Below are 21,776 nucleotides of genomic sequence, written 5' to 3'. Positions count from 1 at the left end.
CCTCGTGCGATGGGGAAGTCGCGCGAGGCACCTCGAACAATGAGGGAGTACGCCGTGCACGAACCGCGCAGCAGTCGCAGGTCGATGCGGGCGACCCTGCTCGCCGCCACGGTGGTGACTGCGCTCGTGGCCGGCCTGACCACCGCGGCCAATGCCGACCATGAGGCTCCCTCGGCCGACGAGGTGGCCGCCGCAGAGCGGGCGGTGGAGGTCAAGGAACGGGACGTGGCCGCCGTGCGGGCTGATCTCGCGCGCGCCACCGACCGGCTCAACAGCAGCATCATCGCCGCCGCGCAGGCGGCAGAGGCCTGGAACGGTGCCCGGCACCAACTGAGCGTCGCCCGGGCCGAGGCCCGACTCGCCGAGCGGCAACTGGCCGCTGCCGACGCCGCGGTGGCACGCCAGCAGCAGTCCTACGGCGACACCCTGGTGGCGGCGTACAAGATGGCCCCCGAACTGACCGCACTGCGCGCCATCGTGGACTCCGACGGGATCCAGGACGTCATGCAGCGCACCACCACGTTGGCCAACGCCGAGGCCGCGATGGCCCGCCGGTACGACGACTACCGCACCGCCGCCAGTCGAGCCGAGGTCGCCCGCGTGCGAGCGGAACAGACCAGAACGCAGGCACGCGACCAGGCGGCCCTGGCCGAAGCCGCCCATCAGGCAGCGGCGTCGGCCGCCGACGCGGCCGCCAACCAGGCAGCCCGGATCGCCGCCGACCGGGATCGACTGATCGGCGAACTCGCCACCCTCGAGGGCGTCAGCGTCCGGCTCGCCGGGGAGCGCCAGGCGGCACTGGAGGCCAATGCCGCCCAGGCGGCGGCCCAGCAGGCGGCCCAGGCGACGGCCCAGCAGGCCGAGGAGCCCGCCCAGGCGGCAGCCGAGCCTGCGACCGCAGCGTCCTCGCCGGCCCCTGCGCCGACCGCGACGCCGACCCCGACTCCCACTCCCACCCCCGCCCCCGCCCCAGAGCCGACGTCGACACCCACCCCCACTCCGACGCCCACCCCCTCCCCGACGCCCACCCCCACTCCGACGCCCGCCCCGGAGCCGGCTCCGGAACCCCCGGCGCCGTCCACCGGAGCCCAGGCCGCGATCGACTACGCGCGCAAGCAGATCGGGAAGCCCTACCAATGGGGCGCCTCGGGGCCGAACGCGTTCGACTGCTCCGGGCTGACGATGCGGGCCTGGCAGGCCGGCGGCAAGTCGCTGCCGCACTGGTCGGTCGGGCAGTTCCAGCAGTCCACGCCGATCAAGGCCTCGCAGCTGAAGCCGGGCGACCTGCTCTTCTGGGGCACCAGCAGCAGCCCCTCGTCGATCTACCACGTGGCGCTCTACATCGGGAACCAGCGGATGATCCACGCTCCCCGCAGCGGCCGGCCGGTCGAAGAGGTCTCCATATACTACTGGATCCCGCCCAACTTCTTCGCCCGACCCTGACCCCTTCCGGCGTACCGTGAGCGACATGGCTGACGACGGATACCGGCAACCCGCCTTCGACGCACAGGTCCTGCAACGAATCCTCGACGGGCGGTACGCCGCGGTCCGGGACCTGGTCCGTGACAACCTCGTCGAGCATGCCCAGGTCCTCGACGACGCCGACATGATGCCGCGCGAGGAGTTCCGGGAGCGGGTGCGTGAGATCGTCGGCCTGATCGCGGCCACCGGTCAGGCGGGCTACGGATTCCCGGAGAAGTACGGCGGCGGCGGCGACATCGGCGCCTCGGTCGCCGCCTTCGAGACCCTCGGCTTCGGGGACCTGTCGGTGCTGGTCAAGGTCGGCGTCCAGTTCGGGCTCTTCGGTGGAGCAGTCCTGCAGCTGGGCACCGAGTCACATCACGACGCCTACCTCGAGGATCTGATCAGTGGCCGGGTGCTCGGCTGCTTCGCGATGACCGAGACCGGTCATGGCTCCGACGTCCAGTCGCTGGAGACGACGGCCACCTTCGACGCCGCCACCGACGAGTTCGTGCTGCACACCCCGACCGAGTCGGGGCGCAAGGACTACATCGGCAATGCAGCCCGACATGCGGAGTTGGCGGTGGTCTTCGCGCAGTTGGAGATCGCCGAGGAGAGCCACGGCGTACACGCGTTCGTGGTGCCGATCCGCCGCGACGGTCAACCCGCACCCGGCGTCACCATCAGCGACTGCGGCGACAAACTCGGCCTGCAGGGTGTCGACAACGGCCGGCTCTCCTTCGATCGGGTGCGGGTGCCGCGGACGGCCTTGCTCAACCGGTTCGCGGACGTGACCGCGGCCGGTCGCTACGAGTCGGAGATCGAGAACAGCAACCGCCGCTTCTTCACCATGCTCGGCACCCTGATCCAGGGGCGGGTCTGCGTGGGCGGTGCGGGGCTCTCGGCCGCCAAGGTGGCGCTGGCGATCGCGATCCGGTACGCCGACACCCGGCGCCAGTTCCGCACCGCCGAGGACCAGCCCGAGCAGTTGCTGCTCGACTACGGGATCCACCAGCGGCGACTGCTGCCGCTGCTGGCCCGCACCTACGTGTTGCACTGCGCCCAGGAGGTGGTCGCGGGCCGGTTGCACGACGTCTTCACCGATGGTGCCGACGAACGGACCCGTCGAGCCCTGGAGTCCCGGGCCGCCGGCACCAAGGCGCTGGCCACCTGGCATGCGACCTGGACCATCCAGGAGTGTCGGGAGGCGTGCGGCGGCGCCGGGTACCTCAGCGTCAACAGGTTCGCGGCACTGAAGGCGGACACCGACGTGTTCACGACCTTCGAGGGTGACAACCACGTGCTCCTGCAGTTGGTGGCCAAGGGCCTGCTCACCGACTATTCCAGTGACTTCTCCGACCTCGACCAGCTGGGGATGGTGCGCTTCGTCGCCGGTCTGGCCGTGGACGGGGTCCTGGAGAGGCTCAATGCCCACAAGCTCCTGGAGCGGGTCCGTGATCTGCTGCCGGGCGGCGACGAGTGGGACCAGGAGGCAGGTCTGCTGGACAGCAACTACCAGTTGGCGATGCTGGAGTTCCGGGAGTCGCACTCGGTGGCCGGGGTGGCGCGGCGACTCAAGCGCGGCATCGATCTGGGCATGGAGCCGGGCGAGGTCTTCTCCCGGGTGCAGGACCACGTCATCTTCGCAGCCCGGGCCCATGTGGAGCGGCTGGTGCTGATGGCGGCCGTGGAGAAGTTCCAGGCGCTGCCCGACGGCGCGGAGAAGGTCGCCTTCGGCTTGATGGTCGACCTGCATGCGCTCACCGAGATCGAACGCGACCGGGCCTGGTTCATGGAGCACGGCAGGCTCACCACCCAGCGGTCCAAGGCGATCAGCCGCGAGGTCAACGACCTGTGCCGCAAGGTGCGGCCGCTGGCGGTCGACCTGGTGGCCGCGTTCGGGGTCCCGGACGCGATGCTTCGGGCCGAGATCCTCGGCGAGCAGGCGTCGTGACCCTCGCGGTCAGCGGCGCACCGGTCTGCTTCACAGCCCGCTGAACCAGGTCACCCAACGAAGAGGACCCCGCACGCGCACGGCGTACGGGGTCCACTCGAGGGCGTGGAGGATCAGTGTCCGCCATCCTCCTGGAAGCGCTTGAACGAGGCCTCGACCTCGGCGACGGCCTCGTCGTGGCCGACCCAGTTGGCACCCTCGACGGACTTGCCGGGCTCGAGGTCCTTGTAGACCTCGAAGAAGTGCTGGATCTCCAGCTGGTCGAAGCGGGACACATCGGAGATGTCCTTGAGGTGGGCCAGGCGCGGGTCGTGCGAAGGCACGCACAGGACCTTGTCGTCGCCGCCGGCCTCGTCGGTCATCCGGAACATCCCGATCGCCCGGCAGGCGATGACGCAGCCCGGGAACGTGGGCGCCTGCAGCAGGACCAGCGCGTCCAGCGGGTCGCCGTCCTGGCCGAGGGTGTCCTCGATGAAGCCATAGTCAGCGGGGTACTGGGTGGAGGTGAAGAGCATCCGGTCCAGTCGGATCCGACCGGATTCGTGGTCGACCTCGTACTTGTTCCGCTCACCCTTGGGGATCTCCACCACCACGTCGAACACGAACGGGTCGTTGGCCACGTCTGACGACAAGGTCCTTCTCCTCTGTCTCCGCGAGGCGGCGACCGCCGCCTCATCACTGCTGTTCCTGACTCGGGTCAATGCTGCCGGTCAGTCTCCCGCACAATTGGCCACGGTGCGCAATCAGCGCACAATTGCCGAACCCACCCATCCCCCTGTCAGGAAGGACGCCGCGTGGCCACACATGACCGGACCGGTGCGCCCCACTCTAGGGCCACGGGCAGCGCGGGAACCGTCTGGGGCCCGGTGCTGCTGGTGCTGGCCGTGCTGGGGGCAGCGGTGGGGATCTGGCGGTTCGAACTCGTCGAGTACGACGCGGCACCCGCCGCGCCGCCGGCCGGCCTGGAACTGGTCCAGGCTGCTGCCCCACGGACTCTGCCGGCGCTGACCGGCGGCGGCGTGCTGGCGCCGGCGAAGGTACGACGAGCCCTGGCGGAGGGGCTGCGGCGCGAGGAGCTCGGTGGCCGGGTGATGGCGGTGGTGGCCGATCTGGACGGCGGCGAGCCGCTGCTGCAGCGCGGACCCGGGCTGGTCACCCCGGCCTCCACGATCAAACTGCTCACGGCGGCTGCGGCCCTCGACGTACTCGGTCCGGACCGGGCCTTCGTCACCCGGGTGGTGACCGGCGACCGGCCCCGGGACATCGTGCTCGTCGGTGGCGGCGACCCGATGCTCACCGCCGAGGCCGACGACGGTTCCTATCCGGGACGCGCCGACCTGGCCACCCTCGCCACCAGTACCGCGCTGGCGCTGGCCGAGCAGGGGCGGGATCGGGTGCGGCTCGGCTATGACGCCTCGTTGTTCGGCGGCGACGGGGTGAGCCGGCGTTGGCGCGAGGACTACGTGCCCGAAGGGATCGTGGCCAGGATCGGGGCCCTGATGGTCGACGGTGGTCGCCCGGAGTCAGGGCGTGGCCGCGTCGCGGATCCGCCCCGTGCTGCGGCCGAGCAGTTCGCCGCGGCCTTGACCGAGGCCGGGATCACCGTGATCGGAGACCCACGGCCGCAGGTGGCCCCGGGGACTGCGGACGAGGTGGCCGCCGTGACCTCGGCGCCGCTGGACCAGATCGTCCGCTGGGTGTTGGACTGGAGCGGCAACGAGCCGGCCGAGGTGTTGGCGCATCACGTCGGGCTCGCGCTCAGTGGCGAGGCGACGTTCGCCACGGCCACCCGCGGCGTCGTGGACGCGGTCCGCGCCTTGGGGGTGCCGATGGTCGAGGACGAGGTGTACGACGCGTCGGGTCTGTCCCGGGCCAACCGGCTCTCCGCCGAGACCCTGATCGGGGTGCTCCGGCTGGGCGTCGACGACAGCCGGCCGCACCTGCGCAGCCTGCTCACCGGACTGCCGGTGGCCGGCTTCACGGGCACCCTGGGCAGCCGATTCGTTGACGAGGCAGAGCCCGGTCGCGGATGGGTCCGGGCCAAGACCGGGACCCTGACCGGCGTACACGCGATCGCCGGGACGGCGGTGGACGCGGACGGCAACCACCTGGTGTTCATCTTCGCGGCCGACGATGTCGCCGTGGTGGACACGCTGGCGGCCCGGGCCGCCCTCGATGACCTGGCCGCAGACCTGGCCGGCTGCTCGTGCTCGCGCTGATCGCTCAGGGCGTGACCGCGAGGCTGTCGATCACCCGCGCCCCGAGGGTGGCGTCGCCGGTGATCTCGAAGCTGGACCGGTCGGCTGGTCGGCGACCGCCGGCGCGGACGATGTAGCTCTCCCGGTCGCAGCGGAGGCGCACCGTCGGATCTTCGGGGAGCGGCACCGTGCCGGCCCGGCCGTCATCGCCGACAGCCACCGAGACCGGTTCGCACCCGTCCACCTCGAGCACCAGCGAGGCGCCCACCGGGGCGCCGACCACCTTGCCGAACACGTAGCCGGTGCTGCCCAGCAGGTAGCCGAGGGTGTGCTCGGCGCCCGGGCTGGTCAGGTTGCCGGGCCGGTCGATCGCCCGGCGGATGTCCTGCTCGTGCATCCACACGTCCAGTGGCCGGTTGCGCAGCAGAAGCTCCAGTGGCCAGCCGATCGCCCCGAACACGCCGGGCGCGGACACCGTGCCATCGGTCGGCGGGTCGGCGAGCAGTGCGTCGTACCGGGTCCTGGTGGCGGCACGGAGTTCGGCGACGATCTCGGCGCCGGTCGTGTTCCGCCGGTTGATCACGCCGATCTCGGTGAACTGCCCCATCGGCCCCTTGACGTGGTCGGCCTCGGGCACCTCGGCGGTCTCGTGCGGGCCGCCGGCCAGGATTGACTCCAGGTGGGTGACGTGGGCGGCCACGGCTCGCACGTCCCAGCCGGCGAGGTCGGTGGAGGTGTCCCACAACTCCTCGGGCACCTGGTCGAGCAGGGTGAGGAAGTCGGTGACCGACTGCCACCACACCTCGATCAGCGAAAGCAGGGTCGTGGCACCTCCGGGGGTCTGCGTCATGGCCGCAGAGTAGCCCCCGGAGGGCGGCCCGTCACTCCTCGCGGCGCTCCTCGACGTGCTTGGTGCGGCCGCGCTGGGCGTTCAGGATCAGCGCCATCACCAGCGCCAGGGCGCCACCTGCGATGAGGATCCAGCCGAGCGTGTTGGAGGCGATGTAGGCGTCGATGGCCGAGATGTCGACAGCTCCTAGGACCAGGACAAGACCCAGGACCAGCAGCACGATTCCGATTCCGATTCCCATCTGGGACTCCTCTTCGTCGAGGGGCATGCTTGTCACGCCCTTCTCGCCTGCGGTACCCAGCCGTGAGCGCCTCAGTCCCCATGCGGAAAGCCCTGACGTCAGGCTGTTCGTCCCGTTGTCAGGGGTTGCAACACCTGACAACAGTCGACAGTCCCTGACATCAGGGCTTTCCGGTGGAGGAGTCAGCGGCTCAGAAGGCGGCCTCGTCGAGCTCCATCAGGCTGGCGTCGACCGACTCGGCGAGCACTCGCTCGGACGCGATCTTCGGGAGCACATTGCGGGCGAAGTACTGCGCGGCCGCGACCTTGCCCTCGTAGAAGGCCTGGTCGGCCGCGGACAGTTCGCCACCGAGCCGGGCCAGGGCCACCTCGGCCTGGCGCAGCAGCAGCCAGGCGCAGACGATGTCGCCCAGAACCATCAGCAGGCGGCTGCTGTTGAAGCCGACCTTGTAGATGTTCTTGATGTCGCCACCCTCGGCGGAGACGTCGGCCGACATCAGGTCGCCGATCATCTGGGTGACGATCGCGTTGCCGTCCTCGAGGGCGCTGGCGAGCAGCTCCCGCTCCTCCTTCAGACGGCCGTTGCCGGCCTCGGACTTCACGAAGCCGTCGATCTCGCCGGCGATGTGGCCGAGCGCCACACCCTGGTCCTTGACGATCTTGCGGAAGAAGAAGTCCATGCCCTGGATCGCCGTGGTGCCCTCGTACAGGGTGTCGATCTTGGCGTCTCGCACGTACTGCTCGATCGGGTACTCCTGCAGGAACCCGGAGCCGCCCAGGGTCTGCAGCGACTCGGTGCCCAGCAGGGTCCAGGACCGCTCCGAGCCGTAGCCCTTCACGATCGGCAGCAGCAGGTCGTTGACCTGCTCGGCGAGCTTGGCGTCCTGCCCGGCGGCCTTGGCCATCTGCACCTGGTCCTGCCAGGTGGCGGTGTAGACGACCAGGGCGCGCATCGCCTCGGCGTACGACTTCTGGGTCATCAGCGACCGGCGTACGTCGGGGTGATGGGTGATGGTGACCTTGGGGGCGGTCTTGTCGGCCGCCTGGGCGAGGTCGGGGCCCTGGACGCGCTGCTTGGCGTACTCCAACGCGTTCAGGTAGCCGGTCGAGAGTGTTGCGATGGCCTTGGTGCCGACCATCATCCGAGCGTTCTCGATGACGTCGAACATCTGCCGGATGCCGTCGTGCACCTCGCCGAGCAGCCAGCCCTGGGCCGGCTCGCCGCCGCCGACCTGCGGGTCGCCGAAGGTGACCTCACAGGTGTTGGACGACTTGATGCCCATCTTGTGCTCGACGTTCGTGACGTAGGCGCCGTTGCGCTCGCCGGTCAGCTCGCCGGTCTCGTGGTCGAAGTGGTACTTCGGGACCAGGAAGAGGGAGAGACCCTTGGTGCCGGGGCCGCCGATGCCCTCGATGCCCTCGGGGCGGGCCAGCACCAGGTGCATGATGTTCTCCTGGAGGTCCGACTCGGCGCTGGTGATGAAGCGCTTCACGCCGGTGATGTTCCAGGAGCCGTCCTCGTTCAGGGTGGCCTTGCTGCGACCGGCACCCACGTCGGAGCCGGCGTCGGGCTCGGTGAGCACCATGGTGGCGCCCCACTGACGCTCGACCATGATCTCGGCGATGCGGACGTCGCGCTGAACCCCGTTCGCGTTGTTGTAGACCACGCCGGCGAAGAACGGGCCGGCGCCGTACATCCAGATCGGGGCGTTCGCGCCGAGCAGGAACTCCGCGGAGCACCAGACCAGCGACGACGGCGCGGTCTGGCCGCCGATCGGCTCGGGGGTCTGGATCGCCCACATGCCCGACTCCATCCAGGTGTCGTAGGACTTCTTGAACGACGCCGGGACCGGGGCGGTGTGGGTGGTGGGGTCGAAGACCGGCGGGTTGCGGTCGGAGTCCTCGAAGGAGGCGGCCAGGTCCTCGCGGGAGATCCGCTCGACCTCCTTGAGGATCTCGCGGGCCGTGTCGGCGTCCATCTCCTCGAAGATGCCGGTGCCGAGGTACTCCTGCACGTTGAACACCTCGAACAGGTTGAACTCGATGTCACGCAGGTTGCTCTTGTAGTGGCTCACTGCTCCACCTTCAGGTCGGGGTTTCGGTTGTGAAACGCATCGGTACGCCGTCCGGGGCCTTCGCAGCCGCACGGGACGATCCAGTTGCTACTGGTGAGTAACAATATGATCCCCGATGATTCCACGGTTTGCAAGGTGAGGGTTGCCACTCGGGCCTTTCGGCCCCGGGCTGTGTCGCTCGGTCGGCGTCGCTCAGGGAGTGTGCTGGCGGTGCAGCTTGCGCCACTTGCGCTCGGCCTTGCTGGCCCGCTCCGCCAGGGCAGCGTTGTCGGCGCGCAGTTGGGCCACCTCGGCCATCGCGCGAGCCAGGGCGGTGGTGGTCAACTGCAGTCGCAGGTCGGCGTCATCGCCGCTGAGCCGGGCCTGGCCGTCACTGGTCGGAGCCAGATCGGCGGGGTCTCCGTGGACCTCGAAGCCGCCCGCAGTGATGGCCTTCGTCCAGCCGTCGGTGATGCGTAGGAGGGGCAGGTTCAGATCGGGCCCGGCCAGCGGGGCGGGTGGGTCGGCGGTGGGGAACTCGACCGCGGTGTCTCCGGTGAAGCCGGAGGCGACCAGCGCCTGCCAGCTGGCGCTGGCCGGGTCGTCGTGCGGAATCACCACATGGATGCGCCCGGGTTTGAGGGCGGGCAGCCAGCGGCCGATCACCTCGACGGGGTCTCGGGAGGTCCAGAAGTCACGGGCCACCGGGTCGCTGGTGTCGCCGGCCAGCACCCGGTCGGCGTACCGCTCGAACTTCGGCGCCTGGCCCGCGTTGACCAGGGCCGTCCAGGCCGCCGACAGTTGGCTGCCCAGGTCCGGCACCGTCAGCCACAGATGCACCTTGCAGCCGGACAGTCCGTCCAGCATTAGCGCCACCTGGTCACGGTCGGCGGAGGCGAGACCCTCGTGGGCGATCACGGTGGCACCCTTGTGCTTGAGGATCCCGCGGCATACCGAGTCCCACTCACCGGCGACGTCGCGACGCCGCAGGCCGTGCTCCTTGTGGGTGTGGCGTACGTCGATCACTGCCCGGTCGATCTGGGCGGCGTCCGAGCCGCCGGCGGCGACCTCCCGGCCGTCGGGGCCGATGAGCGTGCGGCCGTCGCGCAGGGCCGTGTCGACGTCGGCTGCGCCAGTGCCGGGGAGTCCGGCCAGCAGGTGAACGGTGCGTCGCGACATGGCATCAGAGTGACAGATGGAGTCGACTGATGGGTGAACAGCCGGTGACTCCCGTGACAACTAGAACACGTTCCAGTTATTGTCGGGACATGTCAGTGATCTGGAATGCTCCCCAGGGCGAACACCCTGCCCGTGTCGCCTCCCAACGTTCGTACGCCGCGGTCGCCAAAGGTGACCTCGACGAATGGCTCACCGTGTACGCCGAGGACGCGGTGATCGAGGACCCGGTCGGGCCGTCGATGTTCGACCCCGAGGGCCTGGGGCACCACGGCCACGATGGGATCCGGAAGTTCTGGGACCTGGCGATCGCGCCGATCTCCGAGTTCGTCTTCACCATCCACGACTCGCACGCGAACGGGATGACCTGCGCCAACGTCGGCACCATCACCACCACCTTCCCCGACGGTTCCGCAGCGGACACCGACCTGGTGATGGTCTACACGGTGAACGAGGACGGGCGAGTGGCCTCGATGCGTGCCTTCTGGGAGCCCGAGCGGGCGATGGCCACCCTGCGCAAGCCCTGAGCGGGACACGCGGCCCATTCCCGTGCAGTCAGCACCTGCCTACAGATTCGGTGCGCAATGTACGGGAATCGGCCTTGGTGGGCTCGGAGGGTGGGCGTCAGGGTGCGTGGAGCGGATGACGAGATTCGAACTCGCGACATCGACCTTGGGAAGGTCGCGCTCTACCAACTGAGCTACATCCGCACGTCGGACGAACCGACGTGCAGGATCGTATCGCACGCCCCGCGCACCCGGGCGACGGAGGCATCGCCGGGTTGGCGCTCAACGTTTCGGGGCCGTGGATCGTTGAGTAACTGACAGTGGTGGGCGGGAGGCGCGGTGGACGGGTTCATCGAGTATGTCGAGGCGGAGACGTCGCGACTACTCGGCCTCGCCCTGGCACTGACGGGCAACCCCCACGACGCCTGGGATCTGGTGCAGGAGACTCTGACTCGTGTCGGGGTGCGGTGGCAGCGCCTGCGGGCCGGCAATCCGGGCGGCTACGCGCGCACCACGTTGGTCCGGTTGAACATCGACCGAGCAAGGCGTGGCCTGCGCGAGGTGACCACCGAGATGCCGCCGGAACAACCCCGGGAACTGGAGATGGTCGACGACGTCGAGCCGTGGCTGCTGACCGCGCTGGGCCGGTTGCCGCCGCAGCAGCGGGCCGCGGTGGTGCTCAAGGTGATCGAGGACCTCGACCACGCCAGCGTCGCCGCCCACTTGGGCTGCAGCGTCGGCACCGCCCGCTCCCATCTGTCCCGAGGACTGGCCCGGCTCCGTGAGTTGGCGCCCACCCAGGAGGTGGACTGAATGAACCGGGACCCGTGGGAGGACTCTCTGCGTGCTCTCGGTGGCGCTGTGCGGCCGACCAGCGCAGGGATTGCCGCCATTGAGAGAGCGGTACGGCGGCGTCGGCGGCGCCGGGGAACGTTGCTGGTCGCTTCGGTCGCGGTGATCGTGGCTTCCGCGGTCGTCGTACCGATCCTCGTCTGGCCTGAGAACTCCGAGGAGGCCGCGGTGGTCACCGACCGGCCCGAACCGGCTGACATCGTTGATCCGCCCGGCTCGGGCGAGGGCGAGGCGGGCTTCACCTGCCCCGAGCTCCACATGGTGTTCACGACCCCGCCGCCACCCATCGAGAACTTGCTCGAGCAGCGCGCGATCGTCGACGGAGTCACCGCCACCGACTGGGAGGGCTTCTCCGTCGTCCTGGCCGCGCCCACGCACGTGGGGCCGATCGCGTACACGAATGGCGACCTCGACATCGCACGGCGGACGCTGGGAGAGGCAGGCGTTCCGCATGTGTTCGCCAATCACTGGGGGCTGCCCGGCGATGCTGCTGAGACTGAGCGTGACTATGTGCGACAGGCCGTGCATTGGGTGCTCGACCGCACACTCCGGCAGGCCCGCAGGGACACCCGTGGGGATGAGGGTGCGGCCGGGGTTGCCTACTGGCTCGACGCGGGTGCCGTCGTGGTGAGTTGGAAGGGGCCCGTGCCAGCGCGAATCCTCGACCTGGCCGGCCCACGCCCCAATGGCGCCACGGTGGTGGTGCAGGAGGTGACCTACTCCGCTGGCGACATTCGGCGTGCTCAACGCGGTCTGCTCCGGGTTCTGCGCGAGGGCGAGTTGCTGGTCGGCATCGACGACCTCGCTACGACCTCTTCCTGCGGTGACAACAGTGGCCTGCAGGTAGGCCTGGTCCCTGGGTCGATCGCCGACCGCGCTCGGGAGATCCAGGAGGAACTGGCGAGGTCGGTGGGGATGCCGGTGATGGTGTTCGAGGAGGAGCCCCCGGTAGCCCGCGGCGTCCCACGAGGTGCCATTGGCACCGACTGACGTCGTACGCCGGTAGGGTGCGAGGCGTGCTGCTGAGCGACCACGACATCATGGCCGAGATCAAGGCTGGCCGGGTCACCCTGGACCCGTTCGCCGAGGAGATGGTGCAACCCTCCTCGATCGACGTGCGCCTGGACCGGTTCTTCCGGGTCTTCGAGAATCACCGCTATCCGCACATCGATCCCGCGGAGGACCAGCCGGATCTGACCCGCGAAGTGGAGCCGATCGGTGACGAGCCGTTCATCCTGCACCCCGGCGAGTTCGTGCTGGGCTCCACCTATGAGGTGGTCGGGCTGCCCGATGACGTCGCGGCGCGACTGGAGGGCAAGTCATCGCTGGGACGACTCGGCCTGCTGACCCACTCCACGGCCGGCTTCATCGACCCCGGGTTCACCGGCCACGTGACGCTGGAACTGGCCAACGTCGCCAACCTGCCCATCAAGCTGTGGCCCGGGATGAAGATCGGTCAGCTGTGCTTCTTCAGGCTCAGCTCACCCGCCGACCATCCGTACGGCTCCGCCAAGTACGGATCGCGCTACCAGGGCCAGCGTGGCCCGACACCGTCCCGGTCCAGCCAGAGCTTCCACCGCACGCCGATCTGAGGTTTCAGTCCGGTCGGCAGATTCGGTCCGCCGCCGCTCCACTGCGGAACAGGTCCGCCAGCACGCGTCGCGTCGACGCGCCTCGGCGGCCACGCCGCCGCGACGCGGCCTGGATGGTCAGCGCCTGCATTCCGGCTTGGAGATCGGCTGTTGACTCGGCCGGCCGCGGGAACGCCAAATGGACGTTGCGGACCTGCTCGGCGCCGCACACTCGCAGCGTGATGCCGTGCCGGTCCAACGCCCACGGCGAGACTCGGACCCTGGTCGGGTCGTCGACGGCCAGCCCCGCCAGTCTCTCCACCACGTCGGGGTGCTGCTCGGCGAGATGGCCCAGCAGATGCGCCTCGGTGTGCGCGAACGGATCCGGCTGAGCCGCCCGCAACTCCTCCGGGGTGAGGGTGTGGGTGCGACCGTCGCGCTCAAGGTCGACGGCGGTCACGCCGATCTGCAGCGGTGGTGAGCACGGGCATCCGCCGGGTGCGGCGTACCCGTGCAGCCGCACCCGAGCCCGGATCCGGTCGGCCGCCGGGACCGGCGCGGTGTCGGCGATCTCGACGATGCAGGCGCGAACCCCCGCTGGCAGGTGGGACTTGGGCGCCCGGATCACCACCGCAGACACGTCGTACGCCTCCGCCTCTGCGCCCAACCAGGTGACCCGGGCCGAAGCGGCGCGGCTCAGGATCGAGCGCACGGCGCTGGCAGGGGTGCTGGCAGGGGTGCTGACTGCGGGCTGATCGGCCATCATGGTCGGAGCCTATAAGGTTAGGCTCACCTAAGTAAAGTGTGTCCGAGGCGAACTCGGCCTGCCCCGCAACCAGGTCGCGTTCATGGGCTACTGGCGACGCGGCGTGGCGAGGCGCTCCTGAGTCGGGGAGGCTCCCCTCCGCCCGATAGGGTCGCGCGCATGAGTCTCGCCACCGGACAGCCGCCCCGTGAGGTCCTCTCCCGCTCGGAGTTCTCCACCGCACGGCAGCTCCTCGCGCAGATAGACGCTGTCTTCGACCAGCGCCTGGTCGGTCAGCAGAGTCTGCGCGCCTCGCTGGTGAGCTCACTGCTCGCCAGTGGCCACGTGCTCCTGGAGTCGGTGCCCGGTCTGGCCAAGACCACCGCCGCGCACACTCTGGCCGACGCCGTGAACGGCAAGTTCGCGCGCATCCAGTGCACGCCGGACCTGATGCCCAACGACATCGTCGGCACCCAGATCTTCGACCACACCACGAACACGTTCTCCACTCAACTGGGGCCGGTACACGCCAACCTGGTGCTCCTCGACGAGATCAACCGCTCCTCGGCGAAGACCCAGTCCGCCATGCTCGAGGCGATGCAGGAGAGGCAGACGTCGATCGGCGGCGTCGAGCACAAACTCCCCGACCCGTTCATGGTGATCGCCACCCAGAACCCCATCGAGGAGGAGGGCACCTACGTGCTGCCCGAGGCCCAGATGGACCGCTTCATGATCAAGGTCGTGCTCGGCTACCCCGATCCCGACGACGAGGTGGAGATCCTCCAGCGGGTCGTCTCGGGCGCGATGGCCGCGCCGATCACCGCGCAGCCGATCGACCTCGACGACGTGCGGATGCTGCGATCCCTGACCGACCGGGTGCACATCGAGCCCAGCATCAAGAAGTACGTCGTCGACATCATCAACACCACCCGCGGGGCCGGCCCGAGCCCGGTGCCGGACCTACGCACCCTGGTCCGCGTCGGTGCCTCTCCCCGTGGCGGCATCGCGTTCCTGCGGTTGGCCCAGGCGAGCGCGCTGATGGCGGGACGCGACTACGTCACCCCCGACGACGTCCGCTCGGTGCGGTATCCGGTGCTGCGACACCGATTGGTGCGCACCTTCGAGGCCCTGGCCGACGACGTATCCCCGGAGCACCTCGTCGACCTCGCCTTCGACGCCGTCCCCGTCCCCTGAGCCTGTGACCTCGCGTCTCGCGCTGGCCCGCGCTCGTGTGTCGCTCCCGATGGTGCGACGCGCCACCGGGCTGCTCGCGGGCCGGCACCGCTCGGTGCTCACCGGGCACGGTCAGGACTTCGACGACCTGCGCCACTACGAGATCGGCGACGACGTCTCCGACATCGACTGGAAGGCGTCCGCCCGTGTCGGTGAGCCGGTCATCCGCCGGTTCGCCCACGAGGTGAGCCTGGCCGTCGTCCTGCTGGTCGACACCGGCCGGGCGATGACCGCCACCGCTCCCAGCGGTGAGCCCAAGCACGCCGTCGTCGACGAGATCGCTGCCGTCGTCGCCCATCTGGCGCGCGTTCGTGGCGACCGGGTCGCCCTGCTCGCCGGGGACGCCGAACGCACCGTGCACCGCCCGGCCCGCGGCAGCGCCGTTGAGATCGAGGCGACCCTGCGGGCGCTGTCCTCCCAGTGGCGCCCCGACGCCCCGCCGTCGGACCTTGATGCCCTGGTGGCCCGTGCCGTGCGCGCGTTCCCCCGACGTTCGCTGATGGTGCTGCTCACCGACGAGACCAACCCGCGCCCCGAGCACGACCGCCTCCTCAAACTCCTCGCCGTACGGCACGAGGTGATGGTGATCGGTGTGGAGGACCTGTCACCGGTGGCCGGCCCGGCAGCCGAGGCCGCGGCACTCCTCGACGTCACCTCCGGGATCCGACTGCCCGACTTCCTCCGTCGAAGCGGCTGGTTCGCCGGGTCCGCCCGGCTCCGTGAGCGGCTCGCGCTGGAGGCGGCACGCAGCGTCGCCGACCGTCGGTCGGCCGTCGATGACCTGCTGGCCCGGAGGCGGATCGTGGGCATGCGCGTCGATGGCTCCGCGGCCGTGCTGCCCGAACTGGTGGGCCTGCTGGGAAGGCTGCGCCATGCCCGGTGAGGAGATCATCGACCCGATGGCGTACGACGGGTGGTGGACGCTGGTCGGCGTCGCGCTGCTGGTGCTGGCCCTGCTCGTGGTGGTCGCGGGCGCCCTGCTGACCCGCACCAGGACCGAGGCGCCCGCCGAAGGGGAGCCACCCGCGGAGCCCGCCGACCCGCTGGTCGTGCTCCGCAACGAGACTGTTCGACGTCTCGACGACCTGGGGCGCCGCCGCCGCACCGACGAGATCGACGACCGTGCCTTCTACCTCGAACTGCGCGCCGAGTTGCGCACCTTCGCCCAGGCCCGGACCGGCCGGAACGTCCGGTCGTCCACGGTGACGATGCTGGCGGCCAGTCCGGAGACACGTCGGCTGGCCACCGAACTTGAGCACACCCTCGCTCCGGCGTTCGGCCCTGACGCGCGCCGGGGGAGCTGGCACTCGGGAGCCCGCGCCGACAATCAGGCCAAGGAGGCGCTCCGGCGTGCCCGCCGCTTGGTGCTGCGGTGGTGAGCATCGTGGACACCCGGGTCTGGCTCTGGCCCCTGGCCGGCGTCGTGGTGCTGCTCGCCACCGCCGCCTGCGCGGTCGTCGCCTACCTCTGGGGCCGACGCCTGCGGGGTGCCGCCGGGGCGCTGCCCCTGGCGCACACCGAATACCTGACCGCGCTGCCCGCCTTCCGTGCCCTGCGCCGACGGCACCGGTCGTGGCTGGTGGCCGGGTTGGTCACCCTCCTGGTGGGGATCGTGTCGACCGCGGCGCTCACCGCACGCCCCGCTGAGCGCGAGCTCCTCGAGCAGCGGCTCGCCACCCGCGACATCGTGCTGTGCCTGGACGTATCCGGGTCGATGATCCCGTACGTCGCCGAGGTCATCGACGTGTACACCGAGCTCACCGAGAACTTCGCCGGAGAGCGGATCGCTCTGGTGCTCTTCAACTCGACCTCCCGCACCGTCTTCCCGCTCACCGACGACTATCGGTTGGTGCTGGCGGAGCTCACCTACGCCAGTGAGCGGCTCGACGACGCGTTGTGGCTGTCCGAGCGGGACGTCGAGAAGTGGGACCCGGACGTCTTGGACCGGGTGGTGACGTTCTTCGCCGGGACCGAGTCCGCTGACGGCGCCAGCCTGGTCGGCGACGGTTTGGCCAGCTGCGCCCTGCAGTTCGACGAGCAGGCCACCGAGCGGTCCCGCTCGGTGGTGCTGACCACCGACAACGAGGTCTTCATGGAGGGTGTGTACACCCTCGAGGAGGCTGCCGACCTGGCCACCTCCCGAGACATCACGCTGTACGGGCTCTATGCGGGCGACCGGCTGGGCGGACCGAGTGAGAGTGAGTACCGCGAGGTGGTGGATGCCCGCGACGGGCTCTATTTCACGGTCACCGACCCTCGGGCCGTGGACGACCTGGTCGCCGACGTCATCGCCCAGCAGGCCGTCGTACTCGGTGCCGACGCCGAGGAGATCCTCGCCGACACTCCGCGCGGCTGGTTCCTGGGCGCGCTGTTCGGCGTGGGGTTGCTGGTGCTGCTCGGGGCGAGGGGGCGGTCGTGAACGTCTTCGATGAGGGGCTGGCGTGGCAGCCGTTGATCGGCTGGCCGTGGCTGCTGGTCGCGGTCGGGCTGCTGGTCGGGGTGGCCACGGCGAGCCTGATCGCGGCGGGGTCCCGGCCGGAGCGACTCGATGCCGCCCGCCGACTGGGGATGGTGGTCGTTCTCGGGCTGATCGGCTTCGGCCCGTCGTCGACGACCACCACGGTGGAGACGACGGCGGTGGCGGCCGACGTCTTCTTCGTCGTGGACCGCACCGGGTCGATGGCCGCCGAGGACTGGGGGGCCGATGGTGAGGCACCCAGGTTGGACGGGGTCCGACACGACGTCGTGGCGCTGACCCGCGCGATCCCCGGGGCGCGCTACTCCATCATCGGCTTCGACTCGATCGCCACCCGACAGCTGCCGCTGACCTGGGACGCGCGCGCTGTGCACGCGTGGGCCCAGACCGTGCGCCAGGAGATCACCGCCTACTCGAAGGGATCGCTCCTCGACCGGCCACTCAACGAACTCGCCGCGGCGCTGCAGGCCTCAGCGGAGAGCCACCCGCAGAACGTGCGCGTCGTCTACTTCCTCTCCGACGGCGAGGAGACCGTCCCGGGTGAACGCCGCTCGTTCGCCGACCTCGCTCCCCTGATCGACGGGGGCGCGGTGCTCGGCTACGGCACCGAGGCGGGTGGGCCGATGCGCGAGTACGTCCCCGGGCAGGACGAGACCGACTACATCCAGGATCCGGCCGGTGGCGACGGGATCTCCGTCATCGACGAGGCGGCCCTGCAGGAGATCGCCGACGAACTCGGGGTGCCCTACGGGCTCCGCAGCCTGCCCGATGAGGTGACCTCGTTGGCGACCGACGTGAACGCACAGTTGGTGGTGACCGAGACCGAACGGGAGGTGGCGGCGCACCGCCCGGTGGTGTGGCCGCTGGCGCTGTTGCTCGCGGTGCTGCTCGGCTGGGAGGTCGCGGTGCGCGCGGCCGGAGCGGGCCGGTCGTCGGGGGTGTGGCGTGCCTGATCAGCTGGTCGACACCCTCGTGGTGCTGATGGTGGGCTTCGTACTGGCCGCCGTGGTGGTGGCGCCGATCCTCATCGGCGTCGGGGTCTCCCGCCGACGGCGCAGCAAGCCCCGGCGCCGACTGTGGCACTGGGTGCCGATCACTGCGCTGGTGGTCGTGCTGCTGGCCTGGGGCTGGCGCCTGACCGGGTTGCCGCTGGTGGCCGAGACGGCGATCGATGACTACCACGCCGGCGAGTTCCAGGCTGCCCGGGACGGGTTCGCCTCGCAGGCGGATTTCCTGCGCCCGGTGCCGTGGCAGGCGGAGTACAACCTCGGCACGGCCATCCTCGCCCAAGCCATCGCTCACGAGGGGTCGACGGGCTATGCCCGGTCCCATTTCGCCGACGCCTATGAGCTGGCCGCAGGTCAGCCTGCCGCGATCCGGTGCGCCATCGTCACGAACTGGGCGCTGTCCTGGGAGGTCGAGGGCGACTACTGGATGGCGACCGCGGGCCGGCGTGCGCTCGAGTTGGAGGAGGTCCTCGCCGAACTGGCGAAGCAGGAGGCCGGGGAGCCGTACGACGAGGATGTGCTGACCGACTACGCCGGCGATCCGATCGACCCGGACGAACTCCTGGAACGTGTCGATCGCTACTACTCCTTCGCCGAGACGGACTTCGCCATCGCCCAGCAGATCGTGGCGCGCCCTGACTGCGACGAGGCGGACGCCGAGGAGGAAGCGGAAGGGGGGAGTGACGAGGACGAGGACGAGTCCGACGAGTCGAACGAGGACGAGGACGAGTCCGACGAGTCCGACGAGTCCGACGAGTCCGACGAGTCGACGGGTGGCGGCGGGACACCCTCCGCCGAGGAGCGCGCCGAGATGGCCGAGCGCAACGCCGAGAAGCAGCAGCAGGCCCGCGAGGCCCAGTCGGACTTCGGCGAGGAGGAGCCCGAGCCGGAGCCGGGTGATCCCGAGCAACAGCGTCAGGCCGAGTTGGCCGAACGCAACGAGCAGGGCCGCGAGGACGCCGAGGTGGCGGAGTACGAGCAGCTCGAGCGCCAGGGGGGCGGCGGCTCCGATGGCGAGGACGAGGGTGAGGGCAGCGGCGGCGAGGGTCCCCGCAACTGGTAGCCCCCGACGTCATGCATCCTGGTTGCTGGAGCAGCCTTGTCGCCTGACGCCCGCCAAGTCGGCGGGCTGCTGACTCAGTGGCGGACTCTCCAGACCACCTTCGTTCGCGAGGGCGCCTGTGTGCTGTGGCCCAGGAACCGCACCACCACGCGGTGCTTGCCCACCCGCTGACGCTTCGGCAGCCGCACCACAGCACGGCCGCGGTCGTCGAGGGTGGCGCGTCGTACCTGCTTGCCGACCTTGATCCGCACCCGTCCCGACGCCGGGTGACCGTCCGCGGTGCGCACCCGCACCCGCACCCGGTTCCGCTGGCCCGGCGTGGTGCGGGCCTTGCGCAGCGCGGCGTGGGTGGCGGTCGGTACCGCCGCGGCGGTGCTCGGCGGCGTACGCAGCTGGCCGACCTGCGGCACCGTCAACTCCGACGGGTGCGCCGGAGAGTTGTGGATGCTGATCGGAGTCAGTGTGCCCAGCAGGTCACCGAGGACCGGCAGCAGGTGCGGCACGTCGAACGCCTGCACCGAGAGCCGCAGCCGGTGTCCGGCCGGGATCACCGCGCCGGTGGAGAGGATCTCCACATCGACCGGCGCGATCTGCAACGGGCCGAGCGCCGCCTTCGCCGCCTGGGTGTGCGGGTGGTAGGGCTGGATGATCTTGCCGTCCAGGTATCTGGTCCGGCTGGTGTCGAGCGCCCGGTGCGAGATCATCTGCCAGCCGCCGGTGAGCCGGTTCACCGACCCGTCAGGGGCCACGCTGGAGACCGCCACCGCGAGCAGGCCGTCCCCGGACAGGCTGGAGACGTGCAGGTGCGCGTTCATCGGCCCCTGCAGCCGGAACGGCTCGGCCATCGGCTCGGTGTCGAAGACCAGGCCGAGGAGGTCGTTCCACTGGTTGTCGTGGAAGCAGGGCAGGTCCGCCATGATCAGCGCCGGCACGCCGGCCGTCCACTGATTGGCCGATCGGGTGCACAGGCCGGTGACCGGCAGCGGCATCAGTGTCGAGGTGCCGGGCTCCGTCGCCCCCCGGCTGAGGCCGCCGGCCCCGCCGCCGAGCGTGGCCGTGCCGGAGAGCCTGAACGACGCGGCCACATGATGGGGGCCGATCCAGTCGTCGGCCTGCTGCCAGATGCCGGAGTTGATCTCGTAGTACGTGAACGCCGCGATGTCGGTGTCCAGCGCCGGGTCGGCGACGCCGCGGACGTAGTGGTCGAACCAGCGCAACTGCAACTCCGCCAGGGTCCCGTAGCCGGCGTCCCCGACGTCGGCACCCGAGGATCCCTGCAGGTGGTCCCAGGGGCCGAGGATGAACTTTGTGGGCACGCCGCGGGTGCGCAGCGACTCGAAGAGCAGCGGCGTGCCGCGCTGGAACAGGTCGTAGTGGCCGCCGACGAAGAAGGTGGGAACCTCGACGGAGTCGACCACGTTGATCGGCGACCGCTCGGCATAGAACGGCCCGTCGTACGCCGGCTCCTGGCCGAGTATCGCCTCGCCCATCATCGGCAGCGTGAACTCGGTGGCGCCGCGGAGCCGGTCCAGCAGCCAGGCCAGCCCCGCCTCCGGGTCCTCCTGGGTGTACGCCGGCGGGATCAGTCCGGTGAACGTGACCAGCCCCAGCCACAGCGGCATGAACCCGACGTCGATCTGTCCGCCGGTGGCCACGATGTCGCGGTAGACGTCAGCGCCGGGGACCTGGGGGAAGATCGCCTTGAGGCCAGCCGGCTGCGCCCCAGCGGCGAAGATCTGGCTGATCCCCATGTAGGACGGCCCGGTCATGCCGATGTTGCCGTCGCTCCAGTCGCTCTGTCGGTGGGCCCACTCGATGATCTCGCCGGCGTCGGCGTTCTCCCGGGCGCTGAACGCCTCCCAATGACCATCGGAGGACCCGGTGCCGCGCGCGTCGACAGTCAGGTGTGCATAGCCGCGGCTGACCAGGTAGCCGGGTCCCTCTCCACCGAGAGGCATCGAGGGCGAGGCGATGATGGTCTTGTTGTAGGCGGTGATCGTGACGATCACCGGGAAGGTGCCGGGGATCCGGTGACCGTCCGCGTCGGCCGGCAGTTGCAGGTCGCCGCGGAGCACGACGCCGTCCGACATCGGGATCGGCAGGTCGGTGACCACGACGCTGTTCGGGTACTGCGCCGGCCGGGCGGTCCAGCCGCTGGGGACGGGGGTGGCCTGCACGAACGGGAGTGCCGCGCCGGTATGGGCGGAGGTTCCGCTGGGAGCCAGGGTCGCGCTGATCAGCGCGACGATTGCCGCAAGGACGAATCGTGACAGCATCGGTTGACTCCCGTTGATCCTCATCGTTGACTGCAGTACGCAACGAAGGAGGCTGGCACAGGTCACGCACCTGTGATCTAATGAGTCAATACATTGACTCATTAGGGGGTTGGT

The 21,776-nt window shown here is 70.0% G+C and carries 20 protein-coding genes and 1 tRNA gene; 13 read left to right on the top strand and 8 right to left on the bottom strand.

What is annotated here, in order from left to right:
- Positions 1-39 precede the first annotated feature (39 nt).
- Both JKG67_RS06710 and JKG67_RS06705 read left to right on the top strand, forming a co-directional pair.
- Entirely contained in the window at positions 40-1,443 is a 1,404-nt protein-coding gene (locus JKG67_RS06710; RefSeq protein ID WP_203336484.1) for a C40 family peptidase, read from the top strand.
- 25 nt (positions 1,444-1,468) lie between these two features.
- Complete coding sequence (locus JKG67_RS06705) at positions 1,469-3,415, top strand: acyl-CoA dehydrogenase family protein (RefSeq protein WP_203336483.1); 1,947 nt, start codon at positions 1,469-1,471, stop codon at positions 3,413-3,415.
- Positions 3,416-3,528: 113 nt separating this feature from the next.
- On the opposite strand, the gene JKG67_RS06700 is transcribed toward JKG67_RS06705, so the two are convergent.
- Positions 3,529-4,047 (bottom strand): inorganic diphosphatase, encoded by a 519-nt coding sequence (locus JKG67_RS06700; protein WP_238997982.1) that lies wholly within the window; start codon positions 4,045-4,047, stop codon positions 3,529-3,531.
- 162 nt (positions 4,048-4,209) lie between these two features.
- Here JKG67_RS06700 and dacB point away from each other — a divergent pair, with 162 nt between their 5' ends.
- Entirely contained in the window at positions 4,210-5,634 is a 1,425-nt protein-coding gene (gene dacB / locus JKG67_RS06695) for a D-alanyl-D-alanine carboxypeptidase/D-alanyl-D-alanine endopeptidase (protein ID WP_203336482.1), read from the top strand.
- 4 nt (positions 5,635-5,638) lie between these two features.
- Here the strand turns inward: dacB and JKG67_RS06690 are convergent, their stop codons facing one another.
- From JKG67_RS06690 to JKG67_RS06675, 4 genes are all read right to left on the bottom strand, one after another.
- Complete coding sequence (locus tag JKG67_RS06690; protein ID WP_203336481.1) at positions 5,639-6,463, bottom strand: maleylpyruvate isomerase family mycothiol-dependent enzyme; 825 nt, start codon at positions 6,461-6,463, stop codon at positions 5,639-5,641.
- A gap of 31 nt (positions 6,464-6,494) precedes the next feature.
- On the bottom strand, positions 6,495-6,704 hold the full coding sequence (locus JKG67_RS06685) for a hypothetical protein (protein ID WP_203336480.1): 210 nt from the start codon (positions 6,702-6,704) through the stop codon (positions 6,495-6,497).
- 190 nt (positions 6,705-6,894) lie between these two features.
- Positions 6,895-8,778: an acyl-CoA dehydrogenase gene (locus tag JKG67_RS06680; protein ID WP_203336479.1), complete on the bottom strand. Its 1,884-nt coding sequence runs from the start codon at positions 8,776-8,778 to the stop codon at positions 6,895-6,897.
- Positions 8,779-8,970: 192 nt separating this feature from the next.
- On the bottom strand, positions 8,971-9,936 hold the full coding sequence (locus JKG67_RS06675; protein WP_203336478.1) for a hypothetical protein: 966 nt from the start codon (positions 9,934-9,936) through the stop codon (positions 8,971-8,973).
- 89 nt (positions 9,937-10,025) lie between these two features.
- Between JKG67_RS06675 and JKG67_RS06670 the strand changes: the two genes are divergently transcribed.
- A complete protein-coding gene (locus JKG67_RS06670; RefSeq protein WP_203336477.1) occupies positions 10,026-10,460 on the top strand; it encodes a nuclear transport factor 2 family protein in 435 nt (144 codons plus the stop codon).
- Positions 10,461-10,567: 107 nt separating this feature from the next.
- On the opposite strand, the gene JKG67_RS06665 is transcribed toward JKG67_RS06670, so the two are convergent.
- Positions 10,568-10,643 (bottom strand) — tRNA-Gly (locus JKG67_RS06665).
- Between the two features lie 135 nt (positions 10,644-10,778).
- On the opposite strand from JKG67_RS06665, the gene JKG67_RS06660 reads away from it, so the two are divergent.
- The 3 genes from JKG67_RS06660 to dcd are packed head-to-tail and all read left to right on the top strand — an operon-like array spanning position 10,779 to position 12,883.
- The gene (locus tag JKG67_RS06660) at positions 10,779-11,252 is read left to right on the top strand and encodes a SigE family RNA polymerase sigma factor (protein ID WP_203336476.1); all 474 of its coding nucleotides are present in this window, start codon (positions 10,779-10,781) and stop codon (positions 11,250-11,252) included.
- Positions 11,253-12,281 (top strand): hypothetical protein, encoded by a 1,029-nt coding sequence (locus JKG67_RS06655; RefSeq protein WP_203336475.1) that lies wholly within the window; start codon positions 11,253-11,255, stop codon positions 12,279-12,281.
- 26 nt (positions 12,282-12,307) lie between these two features.
- Positions 12,308-12,883: a dCTP deaminase gene (gene dcd / locus JKG67_RS06650; protein WP_203336474.1), complete on the top strand. Its 576-nt coding sequence runs from the start codon at positions 12,308-12,310 to the stop codon at positions 12,881-12,883.
- Positions 12,884-12,887: 4 nt separating this feature from the next.
- Here dcd and JKG67_RS06645 read toward each other — a convergent pair whose 3' ends face one another.
- The gene (locus JKG67_RS06645; protein WP_203336473.1) at positions 12,888-13,628 is read right to left on the bottom strand and encodes a DUF2470 domain-containing protein; all 741 of its coding nucleotides are present in this window, start codon (positions 13,626-13,628) and stop codon (positions 12,888-12,890) included.
- 159 nt (positions 13,629-13,787) lie between these two features.
- Here JKG67_RS06645 and JKG67_RS06640 point away from each other — a divergent pair, with 159 nt between their 5' ends.
- The 6 genes from JKG67_RS06640 to JKG67_RS06615 are packed head-to-tail and all read left to right on the top strand — an operon-like array spanning position 13,788 to position 19,386.
- Positions 13,788-14,801: an AAA family ATPase gene (locus JKG67_RS06640; RefSeq protein WP_203336472.1), complete on the top strand. Its 1,014-nt coding sequence runs from the start codon at positions 13,788-13,790 to the stop codon at positions 14,799-14,801.
- Between the two features lie 4 nt (positions 14,802-14,805).
- The gene (locus JKG67_RS06635; RefSeq protein WP_203336471.1) at positions 14,806-15,723 is read left to right on the top strand and encodes a DUF58 domain-containing protein; all 918 of its coding nucleotides are present in this window, start codon (positions 14,806-14,808) and stop codon (positions 15,721-15,723) included.
- Entirely contained in the window at positions 15,713-16,219 is a 507-nt protein-coding gene (locus JKG67_RS06630; RefSeq protein ID WP_203336470.1) for a hypothetical protein, read from the top strand. The genes JKG67_RS06635 and JKG67_RS06630 overlap by 11 nt, the downstream gene beginning before the upstream one ends.
- Positions 16,216-17,259 carry a VWA domain-containing protein gene (locus tag JKG67_RS06625; protein WP_203336469.1) on the top strand — a complete coding sequence of 348 codons (1,044 nt, stop codon included), beginning with the start codon at positions 16,216-16,218 and terminating at the stop codon, positions 17,257-17,259. Before JKG67_RS06630 ends, JKG67_RS06625 begins: the two co-directional genes overlap by 4 nt.
- Positions 17,256-18,269 (top strand): vWA domain-containing protein, encoded by a 1,014-nt coding sequence (locus JKG67_RS06620; protein WP_203336468.1) that lies wholly within the window; start codon positions 17,256-17,258, stop codon positions 18,267-18,269. Before JKG67_RS06625 ends, JKG67_RS06620 begins: the two co-directional genes overlap by 4 nt.
- Positions 18,262-19,386: a hypothetical protein gene (locus JKG67_RS06615; protein ID WP_203336467.1), complete on the top strand. Its 1,125-nt coding sequence runs from the start codon at positions 18,262-18,264 to the stop codon at positions 19,384-19,386. Before JKG67_RS06620 ends, JKG67_RS06615 begins: the two co-directional genes overlap by 8 nt.
- Positions 19,387-19,460: 74 nt before the next feature.
- Here JKG67_RS06615 and JKG67_RS06610 read toward each other — a convergent pair whose 3' ends face one another.
- Entirely contained in the window at positions 19,461-21,662 is a 2,202-nt protein-coding gene (locus JKG67_RS06610) for a CocE/NonD family hydrolase (protein WP_203336466.1), read from the bottom strand.
- Between the last annotated feature and the right edge of the window lie 114 nt (positions 21,663-21,776).

This window comes from Nocardioides limicola, assembly GCF_016827675.1.
Taxonomy (GTDB): Bacteria; Actinomycetota; Actinomycetes; order Propionibacteriales; family Nocardioidaceae; genus Nocardioides; species Nocardioides limicola.
The sequence above is the reverse complement of the archived record's forward strand: the minus strand, read 5'-3'. Positions and strand labels throughout refer to the sequence as shown.

What these genes read in the sequence shown, in the direction of transcription:
- JKG67_RS06710 (WP_203336484.1), top strand. Translation starts at nt 40, where the DNA reads ATGAGGGAGTACGCCGTGCACGAACCGCGCAGCAGTCGCAGGTCGATG.
- JKG67_RS06705 (WP_203336483.1), top strand. Translation starts at nt 1,469, where the DNA reads ATGGCTGACGACGGATACCGGCAACCCGCCTTCGACGCACAGGTCCTG.
- JKG67_RS06670 (WP_203336477.1), top strand. Translation starts at nt 10,026, where the DNA reads ATGTCAGTGATCTGGAATGCTCCCCAGGGCGAACACCCTGCCCGTGTC.
- JKG67_RS06640 (WP_203336472.1), top strand. Translation starts at nt 13,788, where the DNA reads ATGAGTCTCGCCACCGGACAGCCGCCCCGTGAGGTCCTCTCCCGCTCG.
- JKG67_RS06685 (WP_203336480.1), bottom strand. Translation starts at nt 6,704, where the DNA reads ATGGGAATCGGAATCGGAATCGTGCTGCTGGTCCTGGGTCTTGTCCTG.
- JKG67_RS06645 (WP_203336473.1), bottom strand. Translation starts at nt 13,628, where the DNA reads ATGATGGCCGATCAGCCCGCAGTCAGCACCCCTGCCAGCACCCCTGCC.
- JKG67_RS06610 (WP_203336466.1), bottom strand. Translation starts at nt 21,662, where the DNA reads ATGCTGTCACGATTCGTCCTTGCGGCAATCGTCGCGCTGATCAGCGCG.
- JKG67_RS06655 (WP_203336475.1), top strand. Translation starts at nt 11,253, where the DNA reads ATGAACCGGGACCCGTGGGAGGACTCTCTGCGTGCTCTCGGTGGCGCT.
- JKG67_RS06690 (WP_203336481.1), bottom strand. Translation starts at nt 6,463, where the DNA reads ATGACGCAGACCCCCGGAGGTGCCACGACCCTGCTTTCGCTGATCGAG.
- JKG67_RS06630 (WP_203336470.1), top strand. Translation starts at nt 15,713, where the DNA reads ATGCCCGGTGAGGAGATCATCGACCCGATGGCGTACGACGGGTGGTGG.
- JKG67_RS06675 (WP_203336478.1), bottom strand. Translation starts at nt 9,936, where the DNA reads ATGTCGCGACGCACCGTTCACCTGCTGGCCGGACTCCCCGGCACTGGC.